At 65.9% G+C, this 24,970-nt stretch carries 23 protein-coding genes; 8 read left to right on the top strand and 15 right to left on the bottom strand.

Annotation, left to right across the window (positions count from 1 at the left end):
• Window positions 1-74: 74 nt before the first annotated feature.
• Window positions 75-440: a response regulator gene (locus tag J6500_RS12565; protein ID WP_027538546.1), complete on the top strand. Its 366-nt coding sequence runs from the start codon at window positions 75-77 to the stop codon at window positions 438-440.
• A gap of 16 nt (window positions 441-456) precedes the next feature.
• Window positions 457-1,830 carry a PleD family two-component system response regulator gene (locus J6500_RS12570; RefSeq protein WP_225713019.1) on the top strand — a complete coding sequence of 458 codons (1,374 nt, stop codon included), beginning with the start codon at window positions 457-459 and terminating at the stop codon, window positions 1,828-1,830.
• A 134-nt stretch (window positions 1,831-1,964) separates the two neighbouring features.
• On the opposite strand, the gene J6500_RS12575 is transcribed toward J6500_RS12570, so the two are convergent.
• Together J6500_RS12575 and J6500_RS12580 are read right to left on the bottom strand one after the other, a co-directional pair.
• Window positions 1,965-3,173 carry a serine hydrolase domain-containing protein gene (locus J6500_RS12575; protein WP_225713020.1) on the bottom strand — a complete coding sequence of 403 codons (1,209 nt, stop codon included), beginning with the start codon at window positions 3,171-3,173 and terminating at the stop codon, window positions 1,965-1,967.
• Between the two features lie 133 nt (window positions 3,174-3,306).
• Window positions 3,307-3,921 carry a TetR/AcrR family transcriptional regulator gene (locus J6500_RS12580; protein WP_225713021.1) on the bottom strand — a complete coding sequence of 205 codons (615 nt, stop codon included), beginning with the start codon at window positions 3,919-3,921 and terminating at the stop codon, window positions 3,307-3,309.
• A gap of 133 nt (window positions 3,922-4,054) precedes the next feature.
• Between J6500_RS12580 and J6500_RS12585 the strand changes: the two genes are divergently transcribed.
• Window positions 4,055-5,287, top strand: a complete 1,233-nt coding sequence (locus tag J6500_RS12585) for an MFS transporter (RefSeq protein WP_225713022.1) — start codon at window positions 4,055-4,057, stop codon at window positions 5,285-5,287.
• An 80-nt stretch (window positions 5,288-5,367) separates the two neighbouring features.
• Here J6500_RS12585 and rpmG read toward each other — a convergent pair whose 3' ends face one another.
• The 6 genes from rpmG to topA all read right to left on the bottom strand — a co-directional run bounded on the left by rpmG (window position 5,368) and on the right by topA (window position 13,519).
• Window positions 5,368-5,535, bottom strand: coding sequence for a 50S ribosomal protein L33 (gene rpmG, locus J6500_RS12590; protein ID WP_018271988.1), 168 nt, complete (start codon window positions 5,533-5,535; stop codon window positions 5,368-5,370).
• A gap of 127 nt (window positions 5,536-5,662) precedes the next feature.
• On the bottom strand, window positions 5,663-6,988 hold the full coding sequence (locus tag J6500_RS12595; RefSeq protein ID WP_225713023.1) for an LLM class flavin-dependent oxidoreductase: 1,326 nt from the start codon (window positions 6,986-6,988) through the stop codon (window positions 5,663-5,665).
• 235 nt (window positions 6,989-7,223) lie between these two features.
• Window positions 7,224-7,961, bottom strand: a complete 738-nt coding sequence (locus J6500_RS12600; RefSeq protein ID WP_225713024.1) for an NUDIX hydrolase — start codon at window positions 7,959-7,961, stop codon at window positions 7,224-7,226.
• A 36-nt stretch (window positions 7,962-7,997) separates the two neighbouring features.
• Window positions 7,998-8,438 (bottom strand): DUF983 domain-containing protein, encoded by a 441-nt coding sequence (locus J6500_RS12605; RefSeq protein WP_225713025.1) that lies wholly within the window; start codon window positions 8,436-8,438, stop codon window positions 7,998-8,000.
• Window positions 8,426-10,765 carry a ribonuclease R gene (rnr, locus tag J6500_RS12610; RefSeq protein WP_225713026.1) on the bottom strand — a complete coding sequence of 780 codons (2,340 nt, stop codon included), beginning with the start codon at window positions 10,763-10,765 and terminating at the stop codon, window positions 8,426-8,428. Before rnr ends, J6500_RS12605 begins: the two co-directional genes overlap by 13 nt.
• Window positions 10,766-13,519 carry a type I DNA topoisomerase gene (gene topA / locus J6500_RS12615; RefSeq protein WP_225713027.1) on the bottom strand — a complete coding sequence of 918 codons (2,754 nt, stop codon included), beginning with the start codon at window positions 13,517-13,519 and terminating at the stop codon, window positions 10,766-10,768.
• A 229-nt stretch (window positions 13,520-13,748) separates the two neighbouring features.
• Between topA and J6500_RS12620 the strand changes: the two genes are divergently transcribed.
• Window positions 13,749-13,988 (top strand): hypothetical protein, encoded by a 240-nt coding sequence (locus J6500_RS12620; protein WP_225713028.1) that lies wholly within the window; start codon window positions 13,749-13,751, stop codon window positions 13,986-13,988.
• 191 nt (window positions 13,989-14,179) lie between these two features.
• On the opposite strand, the gene J6500_RS12625 is transcribed toward J6500_RS12620, so the two are convergent.
• Window positions 14,180-14,695 (bottom strand): winged helix-turn-helix transcriptional regulator, encoded by a 516-nt coding sequence (locus J6500_RS12625; RefSeq protein WP_225713029.1) that lies wholly within the window; start codon window positions 14,693-14,695, stop codon window positions 14,180-14,182.
• Window positions 14,696-14,744: 49 nt separating this feature from the next.
• Between J6500_RS12625 and J6500_RS12630 the strand changes: the two genes are divergently transcribed.
• Both J6500_RS12630 and J6500_RS12635 read left to right on the top strand, forming a co-directional pair.
• The gene (locus J6500_RS12630; RefSeq protein WP_225713030.1) at window positions 14,745-15,518 is read left to right on the top strand and encodes an SDR family NAD(P)-dependent oxidoreductase; all 774 of its coding nucleotides are present in this window, start codon (window positions 14,745-14,747) and stop codon (window positions 15,516-15,518) included.
• Window positions 15,519-15,678: 160 nt separating this feature from the next.
• Complete coding sequence (locus J6500_RS12635) at window positions 15,679-15,837, top strand: hypothetical protein (RefSeq protein ID WP_225713031.1); 159 nt, start codon at window positions 15,679-15,681, stop codon at window positions 15,835-15,837.
• Between the two features lie 63 nt (window positions 15,838-15,900).
• Here J6500_RS12635 and J6500_RS12640 read toward each other — a convergent pair whose 3' ends face one another.
• Entirely contained in the window at window positions 15,901-16,509 is a 609-nt protein-coding gene (locus J6500_RS12640; RefSeq protein WP_225713032.1) for an FMN-dependent NADH-azoreductase, read from the bottom strand.
• A gap of 99 nt (window positions 16,510-16,608) precedes the next feature.
• On the opposite strand from J6500_RS12640, the gene J6500_RS12645 reads away from it, so the two are divergent.
• Window positions 16,609-17,010, top strand: a complete 402-nt coding sequence (locus J6500_RS12645) for a winged helix-turn-helix transcriptional regulator (protein ID WP_225713033.1) — start codon at window positions 16,609-16,611, stop codon at window positions 17,008-17,010.
• Between the two features lie 45 nt (window positions 17,011-17,055).
• On the opposite strand, the gene dprA is transcribed toward J6500_RS12645, so the two are convergent.
• Window positions 17,056-18,165, bottom strand: a complete 1,110-nt coding sequence (gene dprA / locus J6500_RS12650; protein WP_225713034.1) for a DNA-processing protein DprA — start codon at window positions 18,163-18,165, stop codon at window positions 17,056-17,058.
• 104 nt (window positions 18,166-18,269) lie between these two features.
• Between dprA and J6500_RS12655 the strand changes: the two genes are divergently transcribed.
• On the top strand, window positions 18,270-19,508 hold the full coding sequence (locus J6500_RS12655; RefSeq protein WP_225713035.1) for an amidase: 1,239 nt from the start codon (window positions 18,270-18,272) through the stop codon (window positions 19,506-19,508).
• 116 nt (window positions 19,509-19,624) lie between these two features.
• On the opposite strand, the gene plsY is transcribed toward J6500_RS12655, so the two are convergent.
• From plsY to J6500_RS12675, 4 genes are all read right to left on the bottom strand, one after another.
• Window positions 19,625-20,221, bottom strand: a complete 597-nt coding sequence (plsY, locus tag J6500_RS12660; RefSeq protein ID WP_225713036.1) for a glycerol-3-phosphate 1-O-acyltransferase PlsY — start codon at window positions 20,219-20,221, stop codon at window positions 19,625-19,627.
• A 332-nt stretch (window positions 20,222-20,553) separates the two neighbouring features.
• The gene (locus J6500_RS12665; protein WP_225713037.1) at window positions 20,554-21,855 is read right to left on the bottom strand and encodes a dihydroorotase; all 1,302 of its coding nucleotides are present in this window, start codon (window positions 21,853-21,855) and stop codon (window positions 20,554-20,556) included.
• 5 nt (window positions 21,856-21,860) lie between these two features.
• Complete coding sequence (locus J6500_RS12670; RefSeq protein ID WP_225713038.1) at window positions 21,861-22,814, bottom strand: aspartate carbamoyltransferase catalytic subunit; 954 nt, start codon at window positions 22,812-22,814, stop codon at window positions 21,861-21,863.
• A 270-nt stretch (window positions 22,815-23,084) separates the two neighbouring features.
• A complete protein-coding gene (locus J6500_RS12675) occupies window positions 23,085-24,827 on the bottom strand; it encodes a SulP family inorganic anion transporter (RefSeq protein ID WP_225713039.1) in 1,743 nt (580 codons plus the stop codon).
• Window positions 24,828-24,970: the final 143 nt, after the last annotated feature.

Consider the following 24,970-nt stretch of genomic DNA (forward strand, 5'->3'; position numbering starts at 1 on the left):
TTTTCAACGCGCCCCGAGCGCGGTGCGTGAGGTGCCGCAGCCGGGCCCGTTTCTTGAGGTTTGGGAGGGACGGGATGGCCAAAACCGTCCTGATCGTGGAGGACAACGAGCTCAATATGAAGCTCTTTCGCGATCTGTTGGAAGCGCATGGCTATCAGACCTCGGGCACCAGCAATGGCTTTGAGGCGCTCGATCTCGTCCGCAAGCTGCGTCCCGATCTTATCCTGATGGATATCCAGTTACCCCAGGTTTCCGGCCTCGAGGTCACGCGCTGGATCAAGGACGATCCCGAGCTGCGCGCGATTCCGGTGGTTGCAGTGACCGCCTTCGCGATGAAGGGTGACGAAGAACGCATCCGCGAAGGCGGCTGCGAAGCCTATTTGTCCAAGCCGATCTCGGTCGGCAAATTCATTGAGACTGTCCGACGCTTTATCGGATAGGGGGAGTAGTGGTTCGATGTCCGCGCGTATCCTCGTCGTCGATGACGTTCCGGCGAACGTCAAGCTGTTGGAAGCCCGTCTGTCGGCCGAATATTTCGACGTGCTGACTGCTTCCAACGGGACGGAGGCGCTGCAGATCTGCGCGCGCGCCGAATGCGACATCATCCTGCTCGACGTCATGATGCCCGACATGGACGGTTTCGAGGTCTGCCGCCGCCTGAAGTCCAATCCGGCGACGCATTTCATTCCCGTCGTGATCGTCACCGCGCTCGACAGCCCAGCCGATCGCGTGCGCGGTCTCGAGGCCGGCGCCGACGATTTCCTGACCAAGCCGGTGTCCGACGTCGTGCTGATTGCGCGCGTGCGGTCGCTGACGCGGCTGAAGATGATGACCGATGAGCTGCGTATGCGCGCCATCACCTCGCTCGAGATCGGCATGCAGGCGCCCGAGCGCAGCGCGATCGCCGACAAGGGCATGGGCGGGCGCATCCTGCTGGTCGACGACCGGCCGTCGTCCTACGAGAAGCTGGCGCCGATCCTGTCCAGCGAGCACAGCGTCGATGTCGAGACCAATCCGTCGGAAGCGCTGTTCCATGCCGCGGAGGGCAATTACGATCTGCTGATCGTCTCGCTCAGCCTCGACAATTACGACGGCCTGCGGCTGTGCAGCCAGGCGCGCTCGCTGGAGCGCACCCGCCAGGTCCCGATCCTCGCGATCTCGGATGCCGACAACAACACGCGGCTGATGCGCGGGCTCGAGATCGGCGTCAACGACTATTTGCTGCGGCCGGTCGACAAGAACGAATTGCTGGCGCGGGCGCGCACCCAGATCCGCCGCCGCCGCTACACCGATCATTTGCGCGACAATGTGCAGAACTCGATCGAGATGGCGATCACCGACGCGCTGACCGGGTTGCACAATCGCCGTTACATGGAGAGCCATCTCGGCACGCTCGCGGAGCAGGCCTCGATTCGCGGCAAGCCGCTGGCGCTGATGATCCTCGACATCGACTACTTCAAGGCGATCAACGACACCTACGGCCACGATGCCGGCGACGACGTGCTGCGCGAATTCGCGGTCCGCATCCGCAAGTCGATCCGCGGCATCGATCTCGCCTGCCGCTACGGCGGCGAGGAGTTCGTGATCGTGATGCCGGAGACCGATCTGCATGTCGCCGGCATGGTCGCCGAGCGGCTGCGCCGCTCGATCGCCGGCGAGCCCTTTACCGTCGACAAGGGCGGCACCCGCATTGCCGTGACGATCTCGATCGGCCTTTCGACGCTGGAGCGCAAGGGCGAGGCGGTCGCCGACGTGCTCAAGCGTGCCGACACTGCGCTGTATCGCGCCAAGCACGACGGCCGCAACCGCGTGGTTTCGGCGGCGGCATAGCGCGATCCCGTAGTCCCGTAGCGCGGATGAAGCGAAGCACGATCCCGGGCCCCTGCGTCCGCGGATGGCGCGTTCCCGGATTTCGCTGCGCTCCATCCGGGCTACGAACCCTCATCGTGTCTAGGAAGCGCGGCTTACCGCCCGCGCTTCATCGCGTCGTACGCCATTCGCTTGAACTCGAACGCGAAGGGATGGACGAACGCCATCTGGCGCTGCGCCATCATCACGCCCGCGGTGCCGGTCTTCGGCGAGATCCACCACTGCGTGCCGGCCACGCCGCCCCAATAGAGTTCGCCCGCCGCATCGGGATGATCGATCGGCGCGGTCGGATTGAGGATCAGTCCGCCGGCGAGGCCGTAGGCCTTGCCGGGTTGCTCGCCCATCATCGCAAAGCGGATCCATTGTCCCGGCGTGAGCTGGTTGGTCATCGCCTGCGCGATCGTCTCCGGCTTGAGCAGCGTCGGCCCGCCCGGCAACAGGCTGCGGATCAGTGCGACCATGTCAGGCAGGGTGGAGACGAGACCGCCGCCGCCGTTGAAGCGCGGCACGGGCTTTAGGTAAGCGCCGGGGTAAGGCGAGTTGTCGGTGCGCGTCAGCCCCGGCTTCATCGGATCCATCAGGTCGGCGCCGGCGTAATAGGCGACGAGCCGGTTGTGATCTTTCTCCGGCACGAAGAAGCCGGTGTCGACCATGCCGAGCGGATCGAGAATCCGCGCCTTGATGAATTTGTCGAACGGCTGGCCGCTGATGACCTCGACCAGCCGCGCCACCACGTCGATGGCGACCGAATATTCCCACGACGTCCCGGGATGGAAGACCAGCGGCAGGTCGGACAGGCCGTCCACCATATCGGCGAGCGTCGTCAGCGGATTAAGGATCCTGCGCTCGTTGTAGGCCTTGAAGATCGGCGTGCCCGGATCGAACAGGCCGTAGCTGAGCCCGGCGCTGTGGCTGAGCAGGTGGCGAATGGTGATCGATGATCGCGCCGGCTCGGTGTCGTCGATCGAGACTGCACCCGGCCGCAGCACCTTGCGCTTGCCGAGTTGCGGGATGAATTTCTCGATCGGATCGTCGAGCTGCAGGCGGTCATCCTCGAACAGCAGCAGCGCGGCGCACGAGGCGATCAGCTTGGTGTTGGAGAAGATGCGGAAGATGTGGTCGGTGCGCAGCGGCGTCTGCGCTTCCTTGTCGGCCCATCCGACACAGCCGACATCGGCGAGCTCGCGCCCGGTCATGACCGCCCAGGAGATGCCGGAGAGGAGATTGTTGTCGATATAGCGCTGCATGGCCGCGCGCGCTGGCGCGAAATCATAGCCGGTGGCGGTCACCTTCAGATCTTCCATGGTCGCTCCCCTGTTGTGTCGCAGGCCGCTCGGGCGGCCGCCGGCAATCTCGCGTGGCGGAATATCCTGTTCGGGACATGGTAACGCGCTGCCGACGCTAACAACCAAACGGGATCGCGGCACGCAACCTTATTCAACCGGGGCGCTTTTTCCTTGTCGCGGCCTGCGGGCTGTCGGGCTTGTCGAGCTCCACCCCGGCATTGATCAGCAGCACGCGCGCGGCTTCCCTGGCCGCACGTGCCATCGCCGGATCGTCCCGCACGAGATCCTGCGCGATCGAGCCGTCGACCAGCAGCACCAGCTGGGTCGCCAGGGCCTCGGGATCGGCGACGCCAAGCTGTTGCAGCAGATCGCGAAACCAGATGCGGCGGCTTTCCTTGAAGGCAATCGCGATGGTCTTCACGCTGTGGTCTCCATCGTCCGGGCCGAGCTCTGCGACCGCGTTGACGAACGGGCAGCCGCGGAAATCCTTGGCCGCAAAGCGCCGCTCCAGCGAATCGAAGGTGGCGAGGATCTGCTCGGCCGGCGGCTTGTCGGAGGGACGCGGCTGCACGAAGCGGCCCTTGAGATAGGCCGCGATCAGCGCGTCCTTCGACGGGAAGTGGTTGTACAGCGTGCGCTTGCTGATGCCGATCTCGGCCGCGATGGTATCGACGCCGATGGCGCGAATGCCTTGCAGATAGAACAGCTTGTCGGCGGTCTCGAGGATCCGCTCTTTCATGGTCTGTTTGGGGGGCGGGGAAGCCATGCGCGGGCCGTGATCGTTGTCGCTTGACAGCACCACCCCTCTATAGCGTAATTACACAGGTCTGTGTAACTAAAACATATGGGAATCGCAGGCTGCGGCGGTCGTGCCGTGGCCCAACGGGAGAACAAGAACAATGCCCCTGCTGCAGGTCCTGCGTCCCACGCTTCCCATCCTGATCGGCGCCTCGATCATGCTCACGCTGAGCATGGGGCTGCGGCAGAGCCTCGGCATCTTCCTGCAGCCGCTGACGCACGACATCAAGATCTCGGTGTCCGATTTCACGCTGGCGCTGGCGGTGCAGAACCTCGCCTGGGGCTTCCTGCAACCGGTGGCCGGCGCGATGACGGTACGATACGGCTTTCGCCCGATCATGGTGATCGGCGCGCTCGCCTATATTGCGGGCCTTGTGCTGATGACGACAGCGCACGGGCTCATCAGCATCATGATCGGCGCCGGCGTCCTGATCGGCATCTCGCTGGCCTGCACCGCGAACGCGATCGCGATGTCGGTATCGGCGCGCGCGGTGCCGGAGACGGTGCGCTCGACCGTGCTCGGCATCGTCTCAGCCGCGGGCTCGCTCGGCGCGCTGCTGTCGGCGCCGCTCGGCCAGATGCTCAATGAGGGATTCGGCTGGCGCGTCGGGCTCGCCGGCTTCGTGATCCTCTCGGTGTTCATGATCCCGGCCGCGCTCTACGCCGGCCGCGTCGACAAGATCCCGCTGCCGAAGCCCGCGGCCGACGATATCGGCAACGCCACCGCGGTGACCGCGGCGAAGACCGCTTTCAGCAACGCGTCGTTCGTGGTGATGACCTGCGCCTACATGGTCTGCGGCATGCAGCTGGTTTTCCTCACCACGCATCTGCCGTCGTATCTGGCGATCTGCGGCCTCGATCCGATGCTGAGCGCGCAGACGCTCGGCATGATCGGCGGCTTCAACGTGCTGGGCTCGCTGTTCTTCGGCTGGGCCGGCCAGCGCTGGAACAAGCTGGCGCTGCTCGGTGCGATCTACATCCTGCGCTCGCTGGCGCTGGCCTGGTACTTCATGCTGCCGGCGACGCCGGCCTCGACGCTCTTGTTCGGCGCCATCATGGGCTTCCTCTGGATGGGCGTCGGCCCGCTGGTTGCGGGCGCGGTGGCGGAGATGTTCGGCCTGCGCTGGCAGGCGATGATCCAGGGCCTTGCCTTCATGAGCCACCAGGTCGGCAGCTTCCTCGGCGCCTATGGGGGCGGGGTGATCTACGACTCGCTCGGCTCCTATACGATGGCCTGGCGCATCGGCGTCGCGCTCGGCCTTGCCGGCGGCATCATCCAGCTCGCCTTCGCGCTGATCCGGCCATCGCAGCCGCCGCTCTTGAAGGCGGCCTGAAGCCGCTTCGCACCGATCACGCTCCGGAAACGCAAAACGGGACCCGAAGGGTCCCGTTTGAACGCTGGAAGCGGACCGGCTTACTTGATCTTGGCTTCCTTGAACTCGACGTGCTTGCGCGCGACCGGGTCGTACTTCTTCTTGACCAGCTTGTCGGTCATGGTGCGCGAATTCTTCTTGGCGACGTAATAGAAGCCGGTGTCCGCCGTCGACACGAGCTTGACCTTGATGGTGACCGCCTTGGCCATGTGCAAAACCTCGAAAACTGGGGAATATCGGGAGCCGGCCAAATCGGCCCGCGTTTGGCCGGGAAACTAGCCACAAACCGCCAGAAGTCAAGGATTTCCGGGCTGAAACCGTCCCGATTCCGGCCGATCAGCCCTCGAAGAAGCGGTTTTTCGGCCGCGGCAGGCCCAAATTCTCGCGCAAGGTCCGTCCTTCGTACTCGGTCCGGAAAATCCCGCGCTTCTGCAGTTCCGGCACCACCTTGTCGACGAAGTCGAACAGCCCCTGCGGCAAATAGGGGAACATGATGTTGAAGCCGTCGCTGCCGCGGCCGGTCAGCCATTCCTCCATCTGATCGGCGATGGTCTGCGGCGTCCCGACGAAGGCGAGGCCGCCATAGCCGCCGACGCGTTGGGCGAGCTGGCGCACCGTGAGCTTGTCGCGGGCGGCGACGTCGACGAGGCGCTGCCGGCCGCTCTTGCTGGCGTTGGTCTCGGGGATTGGCGGCAGCTGCCCGTCCGGATCGAAGCCCGTGGCATCGGTGCCGAGGATCACCGACAGCGAGGCGATCGCGCTGTCGTAATGCACGCGGCTGTCGAGTAGCGCGCGCTTCTCCTTGGCTTCCTCGACACTGTCGCCGACCACGACGAACGCGCCGGGCAGGATCTTCAGATGCTCGGGATCACGGCCGACCTTCTCCATGCGGCCCTTGATGTCGGCGTACAGCTTCTGCCCGTCGGCGAGGCTGCCGCCGCCGGTGAACACGGCCTCCGCGGTCTCGGCCGCAAGCTGCCGACCGTCGTCGGAGGCGCCGGCCTGTACGATCACCGGCCAGCCCTGCACGGGCCGGGCGATGTTCAGCGGGCCGCGCACCGAGAGATATTTGCCCTTGTGATTGAGCACATGCATCTTCGCGGGATCGAAGAACAGCCCGGACTCGACGTCGCGCACGAACGCGTCGTCGGCGAAGGAATCCCACAGGCCGGTGACGACGTCGTAGAATTCGCGAGCGCGCTTGTAGCGCTCGGCATGCTCCATGTGGTCGTCGAGGCCGAAGTTCAGCGCCGCGTCCGGGTTGGATGTGGTGACGATGTTCCAGCCGGCGCGGCCGCCGGAGATATGGTCGAGCGAGGCGAAGCGGCGGGCGACGTGATAGGGCTCGTCGAACGTGGTCGAGCCGGTCGCGATCAGGCCGATATTCTCGGTGACGGCCGACAGTGCGGACAGCAGCGTGAACGGCTCGAACGAGGTCACGGTGTGGCTGCGCTTCAGCGCATTGATCGGCATGTTGAGCACGGCCAGATGGTCGGCCATGAAGAAGGCGTCGAACTTGCCGGCTTCGAGCTTCCGGATCAGCGTCTTGATATGATCAAAATTGAAATTGGCGTCGGGCCAGGCCCCCGGATAACGCCAGGCGCCGGTGTGGATGCTGATCGGCCGCATGAACGCGCCGAGCTTGAGTTGACGCTTCGCCATTGCCCCGTTCCGTCCTTGAGGTCGTTAGCGGAACAGATAGGGAGGCGGCGTCCGGCGCGCCATCGGGAAGATTATTTTGTTTTTGGCCGATCTATCGACATCGTCATTCCCGGTGCGCAATTGCGTACCGGGACGGCGCGAACCGACGAGCCCGGAATCCACTCTTCAACGAACATGCGGCCTGATGGATTCCGGGCTCGCGCCAAGAGGCGCGCTCCGGAATGACGGGGTCATACTACGCCCCCAGCACGTCCTTCTGCATCTTGCCGCCGTAGAAGTGGAAGAACGGCACCGGCGCATCGTGGCGGAGCGGGCCGGTGGCGAGGCGGCGGTCGAGCTCGGCGAGCACGTTCTTGGTCATGGCGTGCGCGTCCGCGAGCGGCTCGGAGCCGATCTCGACCCACACCAGCTCGACCAGCTCGGCATCGGCATGCACCACGCCCTCGACCCTGTGCGCAATGGACGATGCATCTGCGGTGAAGAAGCGCGTGTCGAACCGGCGGACGCGGCCGGGCGGGGTGATGGCGCGTGCGATCAAAAACAGGCTGGACGGATCGGGCAGCAGCCCGGCGTCGGCGAACGGCTTCCAGGGACCGTCGAGCTTGGTCGCCTTCTCGACCTTGCGACCGAGGCAGAGGCCGGTCTCCTCGCAGGCCTCGCGGATAGCTGCATTGGCGAGCGCGCGTGCGCGGCCGACGGTGATCTTCGGGCTGCCCTTCAAGAGATTGGCTTCGAGCTCCGGCGTGATCGGTGCGGCGACGGGCACGCGGTTGTCGGCCTTGTCGACGCGCCCGCCGGGGAAGACGTACTTGCCCGGCATGAACACCACCTTGTCGTGACGCCTGCCGACCAGCACTTTCGGTTTGGGACCGGAGCGATCGATCAGGATCAACGTCGCCGCATCCTTCGGCCGGAAATACGGGTGATGATCGGCTTCTTTTTCCCCCTGGTGGACAGCAGCGGCTTCAGTCATTTCATCCCTTTCGGCTCTTCTTGCCGTTCGGTTTAGCTAGACCGGAGGGATGTCGCTAGGGGGATTCTCGTCAAAGCCATGCATGCGCAGGGCCCATTGCAAGCCGATCACGGCTCCCTTCACCGGCTGCAGCAGCGCCAGCGATGCGAACAAGGTGAATGGCAGATAGATCGCAAGTTGCAGCCACACCGGCGGCGAATAGTCGGTCTCGATCCACAGCACCATCGGTACCACGATATGGCCGACGATGACGATGACGAGATAGGCCGGCAGATCGTCGGCGCGATGCGGCGTGAAATCGAGATCGCAGACCGGGCAGTGGCCGTCGCATTTGAGAAACGCACGAAACAGCTTGCCCTTGCCGCAACGCGGGCAGCGGCTGCGGAAGCCGCGCTTCATCGCGGTCCAGACGTCGCGCTTCTCGGGCGCGGCCGTCTCGCGGCTCCAGACGACCGTGGGCGGGGTCACTGTTTCCATGACTTGCCTCGCTTCGACTTGCCGGACTTTGACTTCTTCGGCTTGCGATCCTTCTTGCCGCGCGCCTTGCGCTCCGGCTCGGGCTTGCCTTGACGCTTGGGATGACGCCCGGGTCTTGCGCCGTCGCGTTTTCTGCCACGCGGAATAGTCTGCCCTTCGGACAGCAGCTCAAAGCGCAGCGCGCCGGCGATCGGCGCCGTCTCGACGAGGCGCACGTCGACGACATCGCCGAGCCGGTACATCGTGCCGCTGCGCGAGCCGATCAGGGCGTGGCGCGTCTCGTCGTAGTTGAAATATTCGCTGCCGATGGTGCGGATCGGGATCAGGCCGTCGGCGCCGGTGTCGTCGAGTTTTACGAACAGGCCGCTGCGCGTCACGCCGGAGATGCGGCCCTGGAATGAGGCGCCGACCTTATCGGCGAGGAAATGCGCGATCAGCCGGTCGGTAGTCTCGCGCTCCGCCTTCATCGCGCGCCGCTCGGTGACGGAGATCTGCGCCGCGATCTCGGCCAGCGTCTCCATGGTCTCGTCGGTTGGCAGCGCGCCTTCGCCGAGGCCGAGTGCGCGGATCAGCGCGCGGTGCACAATCAGATCGGCATAGCGGCGGATCGGCGAGGTGAAGTGCGCGTAGCGGCGCAGATTCAAGCCGAAATGGCCGTAATTCTCGGCGGAATATTCCGCCTGCGCTTGCGAGCGCAGCACCACTTCGTTGACCAGCGGCTCGTAATCCTCGCCCGCGACCTGCGCCAGCACGCGGTTGAACTGCGCGGGCCGCAGCGCCCCCTGCTTGGTGAAGGGCAGGTCGAGCGTCTTCAGAAATTCCTGGAGGTTGTGCACCTTCTCCTGGGTCGGCTCGTCATGCACGCGGTAGATCAGCGGAAGGCTCTTCTTCTCCAGCATCTCGGCCGCGGCGACGTTGGCGAGGATCATGAACTCCTCGATCAGCCGGTGCGCATCGAGCCGCTGCGGCACGATCACGCGGTCGACGGTGCCGTCCGCCTTGAGCAGGATCTTGCGCTCGGGCAGGTCGAGGTCGAGCGGGTCACGCTCGTTGCGCGCCAGCTTGACCAGCTCGTAGGCCGACCACAGCGGCTTCAGGATCGGATCGAGCAGCGGGCCGGTGGTATCATCGGGCCTGCCGTCGATTGCGGCCTGCGCCTGCGCGTAATTCAGCTTCGCAGCCGAGCGCATCAGCACGCGATGGAAGGTGTGCGAGCGCTTGCGGCCGTCGGCGCCGATCACCATCCGCACCGCGAGCGCGCCGCGCGGCTCACCCGGCACCAGCGAGCACAGGTTGTTGGAGATGCGCTCCGGCAGCATTGGGACCACGCGATCCGGGAAATACACCGAATTGCCGCGCTGGAGCGCGTCGCGGTCGAGCGCCGATCCCGGCCGCACATAGAAGGCGACGTCGGCGATCGCGACATGGACGATGTAGCCGCCCTTGTTGTTTAGATCGGGATCGACCTCGGCATGCACGGCGTCGTCGTGATCCTTGGCGTCGGGCGGATCGATGGTGACGAGCGGCACGTCGCGCCAGTCCTCGCGGCCCTGCAACGTCGCCGGTTTCGCGTCCTCGGATTCGCGTACGGCGGCGGGAGAGAACACCTGCGGGATGTCATGGGCGTTGATCGCGATCAGGCTGATCGCCTTCTCGCTGGCGATCGAGCCGAGCCGTTCCTTGACGCGGCCGGAATTCAGCCCGAAGCCGCGGCTGCGAACCAGGTCCACGCTGATGAGATCGCCGTCCTCGGCGCCGCCGGTATCCTGCTTGGCGATGCTGAGCTCGCGGCCGGCCTGCTTCTTGTCGACGGGTATCAGCCGTCCGCTGCCGTCGGGGTTGCGGCGGAAGATGCCGAGGATGCGGCTGCGCGCATGGTCGATGATCTTGATGACGCGGCCGCGATAGGGCGTGCCGTCGTGCTCGCCCGTCACGTCGACCCGCAGCAGCGCGCGGTCGCCGACACCGGCGGTTGTGCCGGGCTTCGGCCGCCGCGGCGTCTCGATGCGGATCTTCGGGGCGGTGCCGTTCTCTTCGAAATCCCACTCGGCCGGGGTAGCGATCAGTTCGCCGTCGCTGTCGCGGCCGGTGATGTCGGCGAGCAGGGTCGGCGGCAGCGCCGCCGGCTCGTGCATCTTGCGACCGCGCCTTGCGATCGTGCCATCATCGGCGAGCTCGCGGAGCATCCGCTTCAGCTCGACGCGGTCGGCGTTCTTCAGGCCGAATTCGCGGGCTATTTCCCGGGTACCGACCTTGCCTGGATTGGCACGAATGTAGGCGACGATGGCGTCCCGGCTCGGAAAGCCATGGTCGGTTTTTTGTTTCACTTATCCTCTTGCCTTGCCGGCGCTCTTCTTCGCGGGCGCCTTCGCTCCGCCGGCCGGTTTTGCGGCCGTGGTCTTGGAGCCCGATGCGACCGGCGCGCGCGCCTTGCTGGTCGCGTCGGTCTTGGGTTTCGCTACGGCCTTCTTCGCCGCTGATTTCTTGGCGGGCTTGGCCGCGGCATCGCCGTCGGCCTTGGCGGCCTTCGCCGGTTTGGCCGCCTTCGCCTTCTTGCCCTTCGTCTTGCCGCCGCCCTTGGCCGCGCGCTCGTCGATCAGCGCGATCGCCTCCGCCAGCGTGACTTCGTCGGGCGTGCGGTCGCTCGGGATTGTCGCGTTGACGCCACCGGCGGTGACGTAGGCGCCGTAGCGTCCGTTCTTCAGCGCGACCGCACCGAGCGAGGGATGATCGCCGAGCGGCTTGCCGGGATCGGCGCCGAAACGGCGGCCGCTCGGACCCTTGGCGATCTTCTCGGCGATCAGCGTCACGGCGCGGTTCAGCCCGATCGTGAACACCTCGTCGCCGGCCTCGAGGCTGGCATAGGTCTTCTCGTGCTTGACGAACGGCCCGAAGCGGCCGAGGCCGGCGGTGATCGGCTGTCCGGTCTCTGGATGCTTGCCGATCTCACGCGGCAGCGACAACAGCTTCAGCGCCAGTTCGAGATCGACATCCGCAGGCGAGGTGCCCTTCGGAATGCCGGCGCGCTTCGGCTTCTCGCCCTCCGCATAATCCTTCTGCTCGCCGAGCTGGATATAGGGCCCGAAGCGGCCTGCCTTCACCGCGACCTCGAACCCGGTATCGGGATCGGTGCCGAGGATGCGGTCGGCGCTCTCGGCGCTGTCGGCGGCGAGCGGGCGGGTGTAGCGGCACTCCGGATAGTTCGAGCAGCCGACGAAGGCGCCGAACTTGCCGGCCTTCAAATTGAGCCGGCCGGTGCCGCAGGTCGGGCACTGCCTGACGTCACCGCCATCCGCGCGCGGCGGATAGATGTGCGGGCCGAGCATCTCGTCGAGCGCGTCGAGCACCTCGGCGACCCTGAGATCCTTGATGTCGTTCACAGCGCCGATGAAGTCGCGCCAGAAATCCTTCAACACCTGCTGCCAGGCGATCTCGTTGTTGGAGATGCGGTCGAGCTGCTCCTCGAGATCGGCGGTGAAGTCATATTCGACGTAGCGCGCGAAGAAATTTTCCAGGAACGCGATCACGACGCGGCCCTTGTCCTCGCCGTGCAGCCGCTTCTTCTCCAGCTTGACGTAGCCGCGGTCCTTCAGGACTTGCAGGATCGAAGCGTAGGTCGAGGGCCGGCCGATGCCGAGCTCTTCCATGCGCTTCACCAGCGATGCCTCCGAGAAGCGCGGCGGCGGCTCAGTGAAATGCTGGGTGACGGCGAGGCTCTGGCGCTTCACCGCTTCGCCCTCGCTCATCGCGGGCAGGCGGCGCGAATCCTCGTCCTCCTCGTCGTCGCGGCTCTCCTGATAGAGCGCGAGGAAGCCGTCGAACTTGATCACCTGGCCGGAGGCGCGCAGCTCCAACACGCGGGAGCCGGCCTTGGCCTCGATATCGACGGTGGTGCGCTCGAGTTCGGCGGATTCCATCTGGCTGGCGATGGTGCGCTTCCAGATCAGCTCATAGAGCTTGGCCTGGTCGGGATCGAGCCGGCGGCCGATCGAAGCCGGGCGGCGCGACAGATCGGTCGGGCGGATCGCTTCGTGGGCTTCCTGCGCGTTCTTGGCCTTGGTCTGATATTGGCGCGCGGAGTCGGGGACATAAGCGTTGCCATAGTCCTCGCCGATCACCTTGCGCGCCTGGGTGATCGCCTCGGGCGCGATCTGCACGCCGTCGGTTCGCATATAGGTGATGAGACCGGTGGTCTCGCCGCCGATGTCGATACCCTCATAGAGCCGCTGCGCGATGCGCATGGTGTGCGCCGGCGCGAAGCCGAGCTTGCGGCTGGCTTCCTGCTGCAGGGTCGAGGTGGTGAAGGGGGCCTGCGGGTTGCGCCGCGCGGGCTTCGCCTCGACGCTGGCGACGCGGAAGCTCGCGGCCTCGATCGCTTTCTTGAAATCCTCGGCTTCCGCACCCGAGCCGATGTCGAGCCGCGCGATCTTCTTGCCGTCGGCGCCGACCAGGCGCGCCTCGAAGGCCTCGCCACGGGTCGTCGTCAGTGTCGCGACCAGCGACCAGTACTCCTTCGGCACGAATTTCTCGATCTCGAGCTCGCGGTCGCAGACCAGCCGCAGCGCGACCGACTGCACGCGGCCGGCGGAGCGGGCGCCGGGCAGCTTGCGCCACAGCACCGGGGAGAGGGTGAAGCCGACCAGATAGTCCAGCGCGCGGCGCGCCATATAGGCGTCGACCAGCGCGCCGTCGATCTGGCGCGGCGCCTTCATCGCCTCGGAGACGGCCTGCTTGGTGATGGCGTTGAACACCACGCGCTCGACCTTCTGGTCCTTCAGCGCGCGCTTCTCCTTCATCACCTCGAGCACGTGCCAGGAGATCGCCTCGCCCTCGCGATCAGGGTCGGTCGCGAGAATCAGGCGGTCGGCACCCTTCAGCGCCCTGGCGATGTCGTTCAGCCGGCTGGCGGCCTTGGCGTCAACCTCCCAGATCATCTGGAAATTGGCGTCCGGATCGACCGATCCGTTCTTGGCCGGGAGGTCGCGGACATGGCCGAACGACGCCAGGACCTCGTAGGAGGACCCCAGATATTTATTGATCGTCTTGGCCTTGGCCGGCGACTCCACAATGACGATATTCATGTCATTCCAATAGCTTACGGGAAAACTTGAAGGCGGGTTCCGCAAGACTCGCGGCCCGCTTTGTCGGGGCGAACATGGGTGCTGAGGCGGCCCCTGTCAAATCGCCAGATATTGAAGGGCCGGTTCCCGATGTGGACTTCCTATCGCAGCAGTTGAAAAATTCGCCCTAGAGTTGCGGCCGGAAAGGGCGTATCTCTCTGTATATTGGGCGGGAATCGGAAGCGGCCTTTTGAGCACGACAGGGGGCGGCCGGAAGCGCAAGGCGTCCGGCCGGCGGCAAGCGACAGGCGAGCAGAGCGCGGGGGAAGGCGGCCCTGACGACGTACTGGTCCTGATCGCGGCCGCCGCGGCCGAACTCGCCAAACTCGCCCGGCGCCACAAATTCGAAATCCTCGAGCACCTGCTGGCGATGGCCCGCCTGGAAGCCGACGAGCAGCTGCGCTTGCGCCGGCGACGCAAGCTGTCGTGAGGGCGGCAGACTCAGCGCAGGCTTCTCCATGATGTCGTCCTGGCGAAAGCCAGGACCCATAACCACCGGCTTTGATCGTGAACGGGATCGCGGCCCCAGCGTCGCGCACCAGCAGGCCTTAGGGGTAATGGATGCTGGCTTTCGCCAGGACGCCATCGAGAAATGCCTTTCCGTTATCCGTCTAGCACGCGCTACGCCGGCACGCGTCGCGCCTTCCGCGGCTTCAGCGTGATGTCGGCCTCATTCAGCAGCCGGCCGTCCTGCGAATACAGCGCGAGCTTCTTCACCGGCTTGCCCTTCTCGCGGTCGACCAGGATGGTCGCGATCTCCTCCGGATGCTCGTCGAACTCCTCGCTCCATTGCCGCAGCGCGACCAGGATCGGGAAGATGCCGTGGCCCTTTGGCGTCAGCACGTATTCCTGATAGGCGCTGCCGTCCGAGGCGGGGACCGTCTTCAGGATCCGGTGCTCGACCAGCGTGCGCAGGCGGCTTGCGAGGATGTTCTTGGCAAGGCCGAGGCTGGCCTGGAATTCGCCGAAGCGGCGCCGGCCGAGGCTGGCGTCGCGGATGATCAGGAGCGACCACCAGTCGCCGAACACGTCGAGCGCGCGCGCCACCGGGCAGCTGTCGCCGGCTAGGCTGGTTCGTTTCACGGGCCTCTCCAAAATGCCATCACGGCCTTGTGTGGTTGCAATATTAAACCGCATGCCCTAGTTAGGCAATCAGGTTTAATAATGCAACCACGCGGAGGCGGACATGAGACTGGCTAACAAGACGGCATTGATCACGGGCGGCAACAGCGGCATCGGGTTCGCAACGGCAAAGCTGTTCGTGGCCGAAGGCGCCAAGGTCGTCATCACCGGGCGCAACAAGGAGCGGCTGGTCGCGGCGGCGAAGGAATTGGGTGCCAACGGATTTGCGATCGAGGCCGACGCGACCGACGTCGCGGCGCTCGAAGCCGCGGCGAAGCAGGGCGCGGAGAAGTTCGGCAAATACGACATCCTGTTCGCCAATGCCGGGATTCCCGGCCAGACGCCGGTCGGCGGCACCACGCTGGCGGCCTTCGAGAACGTGATCCGCACCAATCTTACCGGCGTGTTCTTCACCGTGCAGGCGGCGGCGCCGTATCTCAACGACGGCGCCTCAATCATCCTCAACGGCTCGGTGATCTCGGTGCTCGGTAATCCCGGCTATTCGGCCTATGCCGCGAGCAAGGCGGGCGTGCGCGCGATGGCGCGGGTGATGGCCTCAGAGCTGTCGCCGCGCAACATCCGCGTCAACGTGATCTCGCCGGGCGCGACCCGCACGCCGATCTGGGGACCGGCGACCGCAACGCCGGAGGCCGAGAAGATTTTCGAGGCGCGGATCGGCAAGTCCACGCCGCTCGGCCGCATCGGCGAGCCAGATCACATTTCGAAGACGGCGCTGTTCCTCGCATCCGACGATGCCGCCCATGTGCAGGGGCAGGAGCTGTTCATCGATGGCGGCGCCACCGCTTCGCCCGCCGGCGCGCCGATCTATCGCGGATAAATTGCTTCAATTGTAACAAACGGCCGGTGTGAAACCGATCACACCGGCCGTTGTCGTGCGCGACTACCATCGATGCGGCAGACGTTGAACCTTTGATGGCCTCGCGGGACTCCAGAAAGGGCGGGGAATTTTTCACACGGAATCATTTGGGAGTGCCGCCATGCCGACCGCAGTTCGTATTTCGACGTCAATCCCTGTTTCGTCCGCATCCGAAAATTCCGACACGTCACAGCTTGTGGCGGTCGTGCTGTTTTCCGGCATCGGTTTGTTGATCTCACTCGTCGCCTGCATCTTCGGTGTTCAGGGCGTCTGGTTCTGACATCATTCCTCTGACAACAAACGGCCTGCCGTCGCAGAAGCGCGGCAGGCCGGAACTATCGCATCAAGCCGCGGTCAGGCTGCCCGCGGCCTGCAGCGCACCGGCGACCGCCTTCTGGCGATGCTCCGGGCCGACCTGGATGCCGTCGGCAGGGATGAACTCGATATTCTTGACGCCGATGAAGCCGAACACCCCACGCAGATACGTCTCGAGATGCTCGAGCGCAGCCATCGGCGTGTCGGCGCCGTAATAGCCGCCGCGCGAGATCGCGATGACGACGCGCTTGTTGCCGGCCAGTCCCTCGACGCCGGCAGGGCCGTATTTGAAGGTCTTGCCTGCGACCAGGATGCGATCGATCCAGACCTTGAGCTGGCTAGGAATGGTGAAGTTGTACATCGGCGCGCCGATCACGACGATGTCGGCGGCAAGAAACTCCTCCAGCACGGTCCGGCCGGCGGCGACGTCGTCACGGACCGACGGGTCCGGCGCCGCACCCTGGCCGGCGGCGAGGTGCAGGCCGGTGAGGTGGCCGAGCGGGCTCTGGGTCAGATCGCGGTAAGTCACGGCGAGGCCCGGGTTGGCCTGGCGCAGCCGCTCGACGGCGGCGGCGGAGACCTGGCGGCTGACGGAGTGGGGGCCGAGGACGGAGGAATCGATGTGCAGAAGTTTCATGGCAGGGGTCACCTTTGGTATAGGTTTGTAACTGGCGCTATATGAGTGACTGCCCTAAATTTCCGCAAGAACGCACATTTTTGAAACCCGAGCACACCAATGAGACCCGAGAACATCCATGTGCCTGCCTCGTCGGCCCGTCCCGGTCCCCAACATGAGGACTGCCGCGGCGTCGCGTCGGTGCTGTCGCGGGTCGGCGACAAATGGAGCGTGCTGGTGATCATGCTGCTGATCGACGGCCCGCGCCGCTTCAACGAGCTGAAGCGGATGATCAACGGCATCTCGCAGCGCATGCTGACGCTGACGCTGCGCGGCCTGGAGCGCGACGGCCTCCTCACGCGCACCGTGTTCCCGACCGTGCCACCGCGGGTCGACTACGAGCTGACCGCTCTCGGCCGCGGCCTGGCCAAGCCGGTCCGGGCGCTCGGCGAATGGGCGTTCGCGCATCTGCCGGAGATCGAGGGCGCGCGCAGCCGGTTCGATGCGCGGAAGGAGGAGTGATCGCTTGGCTCGCAGTGACGGATAAAGGTTCGCTAGCGCGGCCCGCTAGATCATCGACACCAGGCCGCCGCCGTGGCGTTCGAGCTTGCCGGCGAGCTCGAGCTCCAGCAACACGGTGCGCACCACGGCGGGCGGCAGGTCCGACATTCTGATCAGGTCGTCGATGCTGATCGGGCTCGGCCCGAGCAGATCGATGACCCGGTTGCGGTCGGGCGCGCCGGTGGAGAAGTCCAGCGGCTCGTCGTCCTCGCGGGCGCCGAGCATGATCGGCCGCTCCATGATCGGCGTCACCGCGTTGATGATGTCGGCGGCTTCCGTGACCAGGGTTGCGCCTTGCTTGATCAGGTCGTTGGTGCCGGCGGCGCGCGGATCGATCGGCGAGCCTGGCACCGCAAACACCTCGCGGCCCTGTTCGGCCGCCATCCGCGCCGTAATCAGCGAGCCCGAGCGATGCGCGGCTTCCACGATGACGACGCCGAGCGCGGCGCCCGAGATCAGCCGGTTGCGGCGAGGAAAGTCGCGCGCCCGCGGCACATGGCCGAGCGGCATTTCGGAGATCGCAGAGCCATACGTGAGCAGCGCAGCCAGCAGATCCTCATGCTCCGGCGGATAGATCTTGTCGTGGCCGCCCGCGAGCACAGCGACCGTGCCGCTGGCGACCGTGGCGCGATGCGCGGCCTGGTCGATGCCGCGGGCGAGGCCGGAGATCACGACAAAGCCGGCCTCGCCGAGATCGCGCGCAAGCTGGCCGGCGAATTTCAATCCGGCGCCGGAGGCGTTGCGCGAGCCGACGATCGCGATCATCGGGCGCGCCAGCGTCTCGCGCGCGCCGCGCACGCTGAGCAGCGGCGGCGCATCGTCGATGGTGGCTAGCCGCGAGGGATAATGCGCTTCGCCTGCTGCGACGAGGTCGACGCCGAGCTTCCGGCAGGCCGCGAGCTCCGCGCCGGCCTCGGCCTCGCTGCAGATGCGCGCGGCGGCGCCGCCGCGCCGCGCGAGGTCGGGCAGGCGCTCCAGTGCGGCAGCCGCGTTGCCGAAATGGCGTAGCAGCGATGCAAAGGTGCGGGGGCCGACATTCTCGGAGCGGATCAGCCGCAGGCGGTTGAGCCGTTCGGCGTCGGTGAGCGTCACTGCGCTGGTGGATCGGTCATGCATTGCGGGACGCAGCTTCGCCCAACCGGAGATTGTGATCAACCGCGACATTGGCTTGGTCGCACCCGCCGCGCTACAACCGGCCGGCAGGAACAGGAATGCAGCCCATGATCTCACTTGCCGAACTCCAGGTGCGCATCGAACGCGGCGAGCTTTCGCCCGATACCGCCGTCGCGCATTCGCTGGAGGCGATCCGCGCGCATGAGGGCACCGTCGGCGCCTTCGTCTGCCGCGACGACCATGCGCGAGCGCAGACGACCGGGCCGCTGCGCGGCATCGCGGTCGGCATCAAGGACATCATCGACACCGCCGACTTCCCGACCGAGATGGGCTCGCAGATCTACCGCGGCCACCGTCCGCGCGGCGATGCGCCGGTGGTGATGGCGCTGAAGCGGGCCGGCGCTACCATCGTCGGCAAGACCACGACGACGGCGTTCGCGGCGAACGATCCGACCGCGACGCTCAATCCGCACAATGGCGCGCACACGCCGGGCGGGTCGTCGTCCGGCTCGGCGGCGGCGGTCGGCGCCGGGATGATCCCGTTGGCGCTGGGCACCCAGACCGGCGGCTCGGTAATCCGGCCGGCCTCGTTCTGCGGCGTCGCCGCGATCAAGCCGAGCTACCGCCTGCTGCCGACCGTCGGCGTGAAGTGCTTTTCGTGGACGCTCGATACGGTCGGGCTGTTCGGCGCCGGCGTGCGCGACGTCGCGTTGGGGCTGGCCGCGATGACGGGCCGGCCGGACCTTGCGGTGCCAATGAACGTGGCGCCGCCGCGCATCGGCGTGGTGACGCAGGCCTTCGCCGGCACCCCGGAAGCTGCCGGCGCCGAGGCACTGCAGAAGGCGGCGCGCGCGGCGGGGCAGGCGGGCGCGGCGGTGCGCGAGCTCGCGCTGCCCGAGATCGTCGCGGAGGCCTGGCGCATCCATCCCGTGGTGCAGGATTTCGAGGCGCAGCAGTCGTTCGCGTGGGAATACGAACAGAATTACGACGCGATGCCGCCGCTGCTGCGCAGCCGGCTCGACGAGAGCAAGGACGGCACGCCGCGCGACTACGACGCCGCGCTCGACGTCGCCGCCCGCGCGCGGGCGGCGCTGGCGACGGTGTTCGATGACGTCGACGTGCTCCTGACGCTTTCGGCGCCGGGCGCCGCGCCGGCGGGTTTATCCTCGACCGGCGATCCCCGTTACAACCGGCTGTGGACGCTGATGGGCGTGCCCTGCGTCAACGTTCCGACACTGGTGGTGGAGGGCGGATTGCCTGTCGGCGTCACGATCGTCGCGCCATTCGGCGCCGATGCGAAGGCGCTGGCGGCGGCGAGTTTTGTCGAGGGAGCACTGGGAAAGTAGTTCCCGTCATTCCGGGGCGGCGCGAAGCGACGAGCCCGGAATCCATTGCTCTGCAATACATGCGGCCGATGGATTCGGGGCTCGCGACTTAGTCGCGCCCGGAATGACGGGGCGCGTTACTTCTTCTCGCCGATCTTGCCTTCGGTGCCGGCTTGCAGGCGCTTGATGTTCTCGCGGTGCATGTAGAACAGCAGCAGCGTCAGCACGACGAACAGCGAGGCCAGTGCGTTGTGGCCGAACCACCACAGGAACAGCGGCGTCAGGAAAGCGGCGATCAGGGCCGACAGCGACGAGTAGCGTGTGGTGTAGGCGGTGCCGAGCCAGATCACCGCGAAGATCAGCGCCGCCGGCCAGAACAGGCCGAGCAGCACCCCGATATAGGTTGCGACACCCTTGCCGCCGCGGAATCTCAGCCAGATCGGGAAGAGATGGCCGAGGAACGCGCCCAGCGCGGCCAGCATCGCCGCATTCGGGCCGCCGAAGGAGCCCGCGATGATGACGGCGACCGTGCCCTTGAGCATGTCGCCGAGCAGTGTTCCCGCCGCGAGGCCCTTGCGTCCGGTGCGCAGCACGTTGGTGGCGCCGATATTGCCGGAGCCGATCGAGCGCAGGTCCTGGGTGCCGGCGAGCCGGGTCAGGATCATGCCGAACGGGATCGAGCCGAACAGGTAACCGATCAGGAAAGCCGGCAGCAGCAATGCGTCAGAGGACATCGCGAAGGCTCCCTAAGGCATGATCCGGAAAAGTGCGAAGCGGTTTTCCGAAAAGATTCATGCTCAAACAAAGAGCTAAAGCGCGATGACGATCCAACCAAACCTCATCGCGCTTTAGACGGCCGCCCATGCCGCCCGCGTCGGGCTGCTCTATCAATCGAAAATTAACCATAAATCGACATCATCGGCTTCGGAAAGAGGAGCTTATCATGGCTTCGGTGCGCAAGCGTCTGGAGCAGGCCGTGTTCGGCCTTTATTTCGTGATCGTCGCCGTCGGCACGGCGATGGAGGCGATTGCGCAACTCGTGGTGCGCTGAGTTCCGCAAACTCCTTCACACGTGCTCATAGACGGTACGGCCGCCGACGATCGTCCTGACGACGCGCCCCGAGAAGCGGGCATCGTCGAACGGCGTGTTCTTGCACAGCGATTTGAGGTCGTCGCGGTCGAGCACCCAGGGCGTATCGGCATCGATCACGATCACGTCGGCCGGTGCGCCGGCGCGCAGCGTGCCGCCGGGCAGGCCGAGCAGTTCCGCCGGCCGGGTCGACATCGCCCGGATCAGCGTCTTGAATTCCATCTCGCCATTGTGGATCAGCCGCAGCGCCGCCGGCAGCATGGTCTGCAGCCCAACCGCGCCGCTCGCCGCTTCCGCGAACGGCAGCCGCTTGACCTCGACGTCCTGCGGATTGTGGTCGCTCATCACGACGTCGATCAGCCCGGAGGCGAGCGCTGCGACCAGCGCCCTGCGGTCGTCCTCGGTGCGCAGCGGCGGCGCCAGTTTCAGGAAGGTGCGGTAGGGGCCGATATCGTTCTCGTTCAAGGTCACGTGGTTGATCGAGACCGAGGCCGAGACGTCGAGGCCGCCGTCGCGGGCGCGCTTGAGGATTTCCAGCGACTCCATCGAAGACAGCGAGGCCGCGTGGTAGCGGCCGCCGGTCAGCGCCGCGAGGCGCATGTCGCGCTCCAGCATGATCGACTCGGCGGCGGTCGGAATCCCCATCAGCCCGAGCCTTGTGCCGAACTCGCCCTCGTTCATCACGCCTTCGCCGACCAGGTTGGGGTCCTCGGTGTGATGCACGATCAGCGCGTCGAAATCGCGGGCGTAGGTCAGCGCGCGACGCATCACCTGCGCATTGGTGACGCTCTTGTCGCCATCGGTGAAGGCGACGGCGCCGGCGGCCTTGAGCAGGCCGATCTCGGTCATCTCCTGGCCTTGCAGGCCCTTGGTCAGCGCCGCCATCGGATGGATGTTGACGATCGCGGTGTCGCGGGCGCGGCGCAGCACGAAGTCGACGGTCGCCGAATTGTCGATCACCGGCGAGGTGTCGGGCTGGCAGATGATGGTGGTGATGCCGCCGACGGCCGCGGCCTGGCTGGCCGAGGCGAAGGTCTCGCGATGGCTGGCGCCGGGCTCGCCGACGAAGGCGCGCATGTCGATCAGGCCCGGAGCCACGATCTTGCCGGCGCAATTGATGATGTCGGTGCCCTCAGGAACTCCGGCGGCGCCGATGCCGCGCCTGGCGTCACGGATGACGCCGTCGGCGATGAGAACGTCACCGGGACCGTCGAAATCGCGCGACGGATCGATGACGCGGGCGTTGGCGAGCAGAATGGGGCGGCGGTCGGTCAGCATCGGTTTCACGCGTTCGGCAGGTTGCGGGCGAGTGCTTCCAGCACCGCCATGCGCACTGCCACTCCCATTTCGACTTGTTCACGGATCAGCGACTGCGTACCGTCGGCCACAAAGGTGTCGATCTCGACGCCGCGGTTCATCGGGCCCGGATGCATCACCAGCGCGTCGGGCTTGGCGTAGGCGAGCTTTTTCTGATCGAGGCCGAAATAGTGGAAATACTCGCCCGACGACGGCACGAAGGAGCCGTTCATGCGCTCGCGCTGCAGGCGGAGCATCATCACGATGTCGGCGCCGTTCAGCCCCTCGCGCATGTCGCGCGCGACCTCGACGCCCATCCGCTCGATGCCGGGCGGCAGCAGCGTGGAGGGGCCGACCACGCGGACGCGGGCGCCCATCGTGTTCAGCAGCAGGATGTTGGAACGTGCGACCCGCGAATGCAGCACGTCGCCGCAGATCGCGATCACGAGGCCCTCGATCCGGCCCTTGTTGCGGCGGATCGTCAGCGCATCGAGCAGCGCCTGGGTCGGGTGCTCGTGGCTGCCGTCGCCGGCATTGATCACGGAACCGTCAACCTTGCGCGCCAGGAGCTCGACCGCGCCGGAGGCGTGGTGCCGCACCACCAGGATGTCCGGGTGCATGGCGTTCAAGGTCACCGCGGTGTCCATCAGCGTCTCGCCCTTACGGGTCGACATCGAGGACACCGACATGTTCATGACGTCGGCGCCCAGCCGTTTGCCGGCGATCTCGAACGAGGACTGGGTCCGCGTCGAGGCCTCGAAGAACAGATTGACCTGGGTGCGGCCGCGCAGGGAGGCGCGTTTCTTGTCGACCTGGCGGTTGAGCTCGACATATTCCTCGGAGAGGTCGAGCAGGCCGGTGATGTCGTCGGCGGAAAGGCCCTCGATGCCCAGCAAATGCCGGTGGCCGAGGACGAAAGTCGATTTCAATGATGGGGTCATTAAAGCCAGAGCTATAGGCGCGGATGGCCCGGGGGGCAAGCGCGAAGAGGGGGCCGAAGAGTTTTCCCCCGCCTAAGTGTCGGCTTCGGTCATGTCAGGGCTTCATGCCCTGTTTTGCGGTAGCGTTTCGAGAACGACGTGAACGTCCGGGACGCGCCCGGACATGACGAATGTGGGTCAATTTCGTGAAACTGATTGCAGGCGGACCTCATGACGGATCCGAAGCGGCCTGCGTCGCCTGTGGCGATCTCAGCGCCGAGCGCGGGCTGCTCAGGCGGTGCTGACACCGCGGCCGGGATCTGCCGCGGAGTCCCGATCCTCCCAGTCCTCCCACGCGACATCGTTGATCTCGAGATAGCGGGCGACGGCGACGCCGATGGTCGGGAAGAAATAATGCTCGCCAACCTGCGCGAACAGGCCGAACCGCTTCAGCTTGTCTTTCACCGGATCCTTCAGCTCGGCAAAGCAAAGCTCGATTCCCTGCGCGTGCAGCGTCTCATCCAGTTCGGCGATGACGTCGCAGGCGGTGACGTCGACGCTGGTCACCGGTTCGGCGGCTACGACCAGCCAGCGGACCGGCGTCGGCGACGTCGCGACGGCTTCCATCACACGTTCCCTGAAGAATTCAGCGTTGGCGAAGAACAGCGGCGCATCCCAGCGGAACAGCACCAGCCCCGGAATCCGTCGCGCATCCGGGTATCGCGTGATGTCGTGATAGCCTTTGACGCCTTGCGCGCGCCCCAGGATGGCGGAGTGCGGGCGCCAGCCGTCCCACAGGAACTCGACGATCGCGAGCGCGATCGCAAGGCCGATTCCCGGGATGACGCCGAGCACCGCGACACCGACGAGGCAGACGATCGCCAGCCAGAATTCCCATTGCTGGATGCGATAGATCCGTTTGAGGTCGGTGACTTCGAACAAGCCGATCGCCGCGGCGATCACGACGGCGGCGAGCGCGGAACTGGGCAGATGTTGCAGGAGGCTCGGCGCGACCAGCAGCAGCAGGGCGATGGCCAGCGCGCCAACGACGCTGGTGAGCTGGGTGCGGGCACCGGCGGCTTCCGCGACGGGGGTACGCGAACTGCTGCTGCTGATCGGGAACCCCTGGAAGAAGCCCGTCACCAGGTTGGCGGCACCCAGCCCGACCATCTCCTGGTTCGGATCGACGTGCGTCCCCAATCGCGCCGCATAGGCACGCGAAAGCACGCTGGTATCGGCAAACGAAACCAGCGCGATGGCGCAGCCGCCGAGCAGCACCGCGACGATGTCGCTGGTGCCGATCAACGGGACGGCGAAACCCGGCAGACCCTGAGGCAGCGGACCCAGCACCTTGACGCCATATCGCGCTCCGAGATCGAACAGACCGACGACGAGCGTCGCTGCGATAACGGCGATCAGAATGCCCGGCACCCGCTTGTTGTTCTTCAGCAGCAGAATCACGATCAGCGTGGCGAGCCCGATGGCGAACTCGACCCAATTGATCTTTCCGTCAAGGATCGCACGGACGATCGCCCATGCGCTCTGTAACGGTCCTTCGCTGTCGATGGAAAAGCCAAACAGTTTGGGCAATTGGCTGATCAAGACGGTCAGCGCAATACCGTTCATGTAGCCGTAGCGGATCGGCTTGGACAGAAGCTCGGTCACGAAACCGAGACGCGCGAGGCCTGCCAGGATGCAAACCGCTCCCGAGACGATCGCCATCATGCCGGCGAGCGTCACCGCCCGCACGGGGTCACCGTGCGCCAGCGGCGCGATGACCCCTAGCAGGATGCCTACCAGCGCCGAGTCCGGACCGAGGACGAGGATGCGGCTTGGGCCGAACACCGCGTAGGCGAGCAACGGTACGATCGTTGCGTACAAGCCATTGATGCCGGGCAGGCCCGAGGCCGTTGCATAGGCAATTCCGACAGGGACCAGCATGGTCGCCAGCACGATACCGGCAAAGATATCGTGCGGAAGCCATGCCGCTTCATAGCGGCGGAGCGTGTCCAGTCCGGTCAACCAGTGTTTCACGTTGGTCACTCCCTAACCCGCTTGGAGCAAGTCAGCCTCGTCCAACAGGTGGTCCGGACAGTCGACTGGCGAGGTTGACGCAGATCAAGATGACCGATCGCCTTGTCTGTCGTTGCGCATTTTTCCTGCCCGGCACCGGCTGG

The sequence above is a fragment of the Bradyrhizobium semiaridum genome (assembly GCF_020329505.1).
GTDB classification, from domain to species: domain Bacteria; phylum Pseudomonadota; class Alphaproteobacteria; order Rhizobiales; family Xanthobacteraceae; genus Bradyrhizobium; species Bradyrhizobium semiaridum.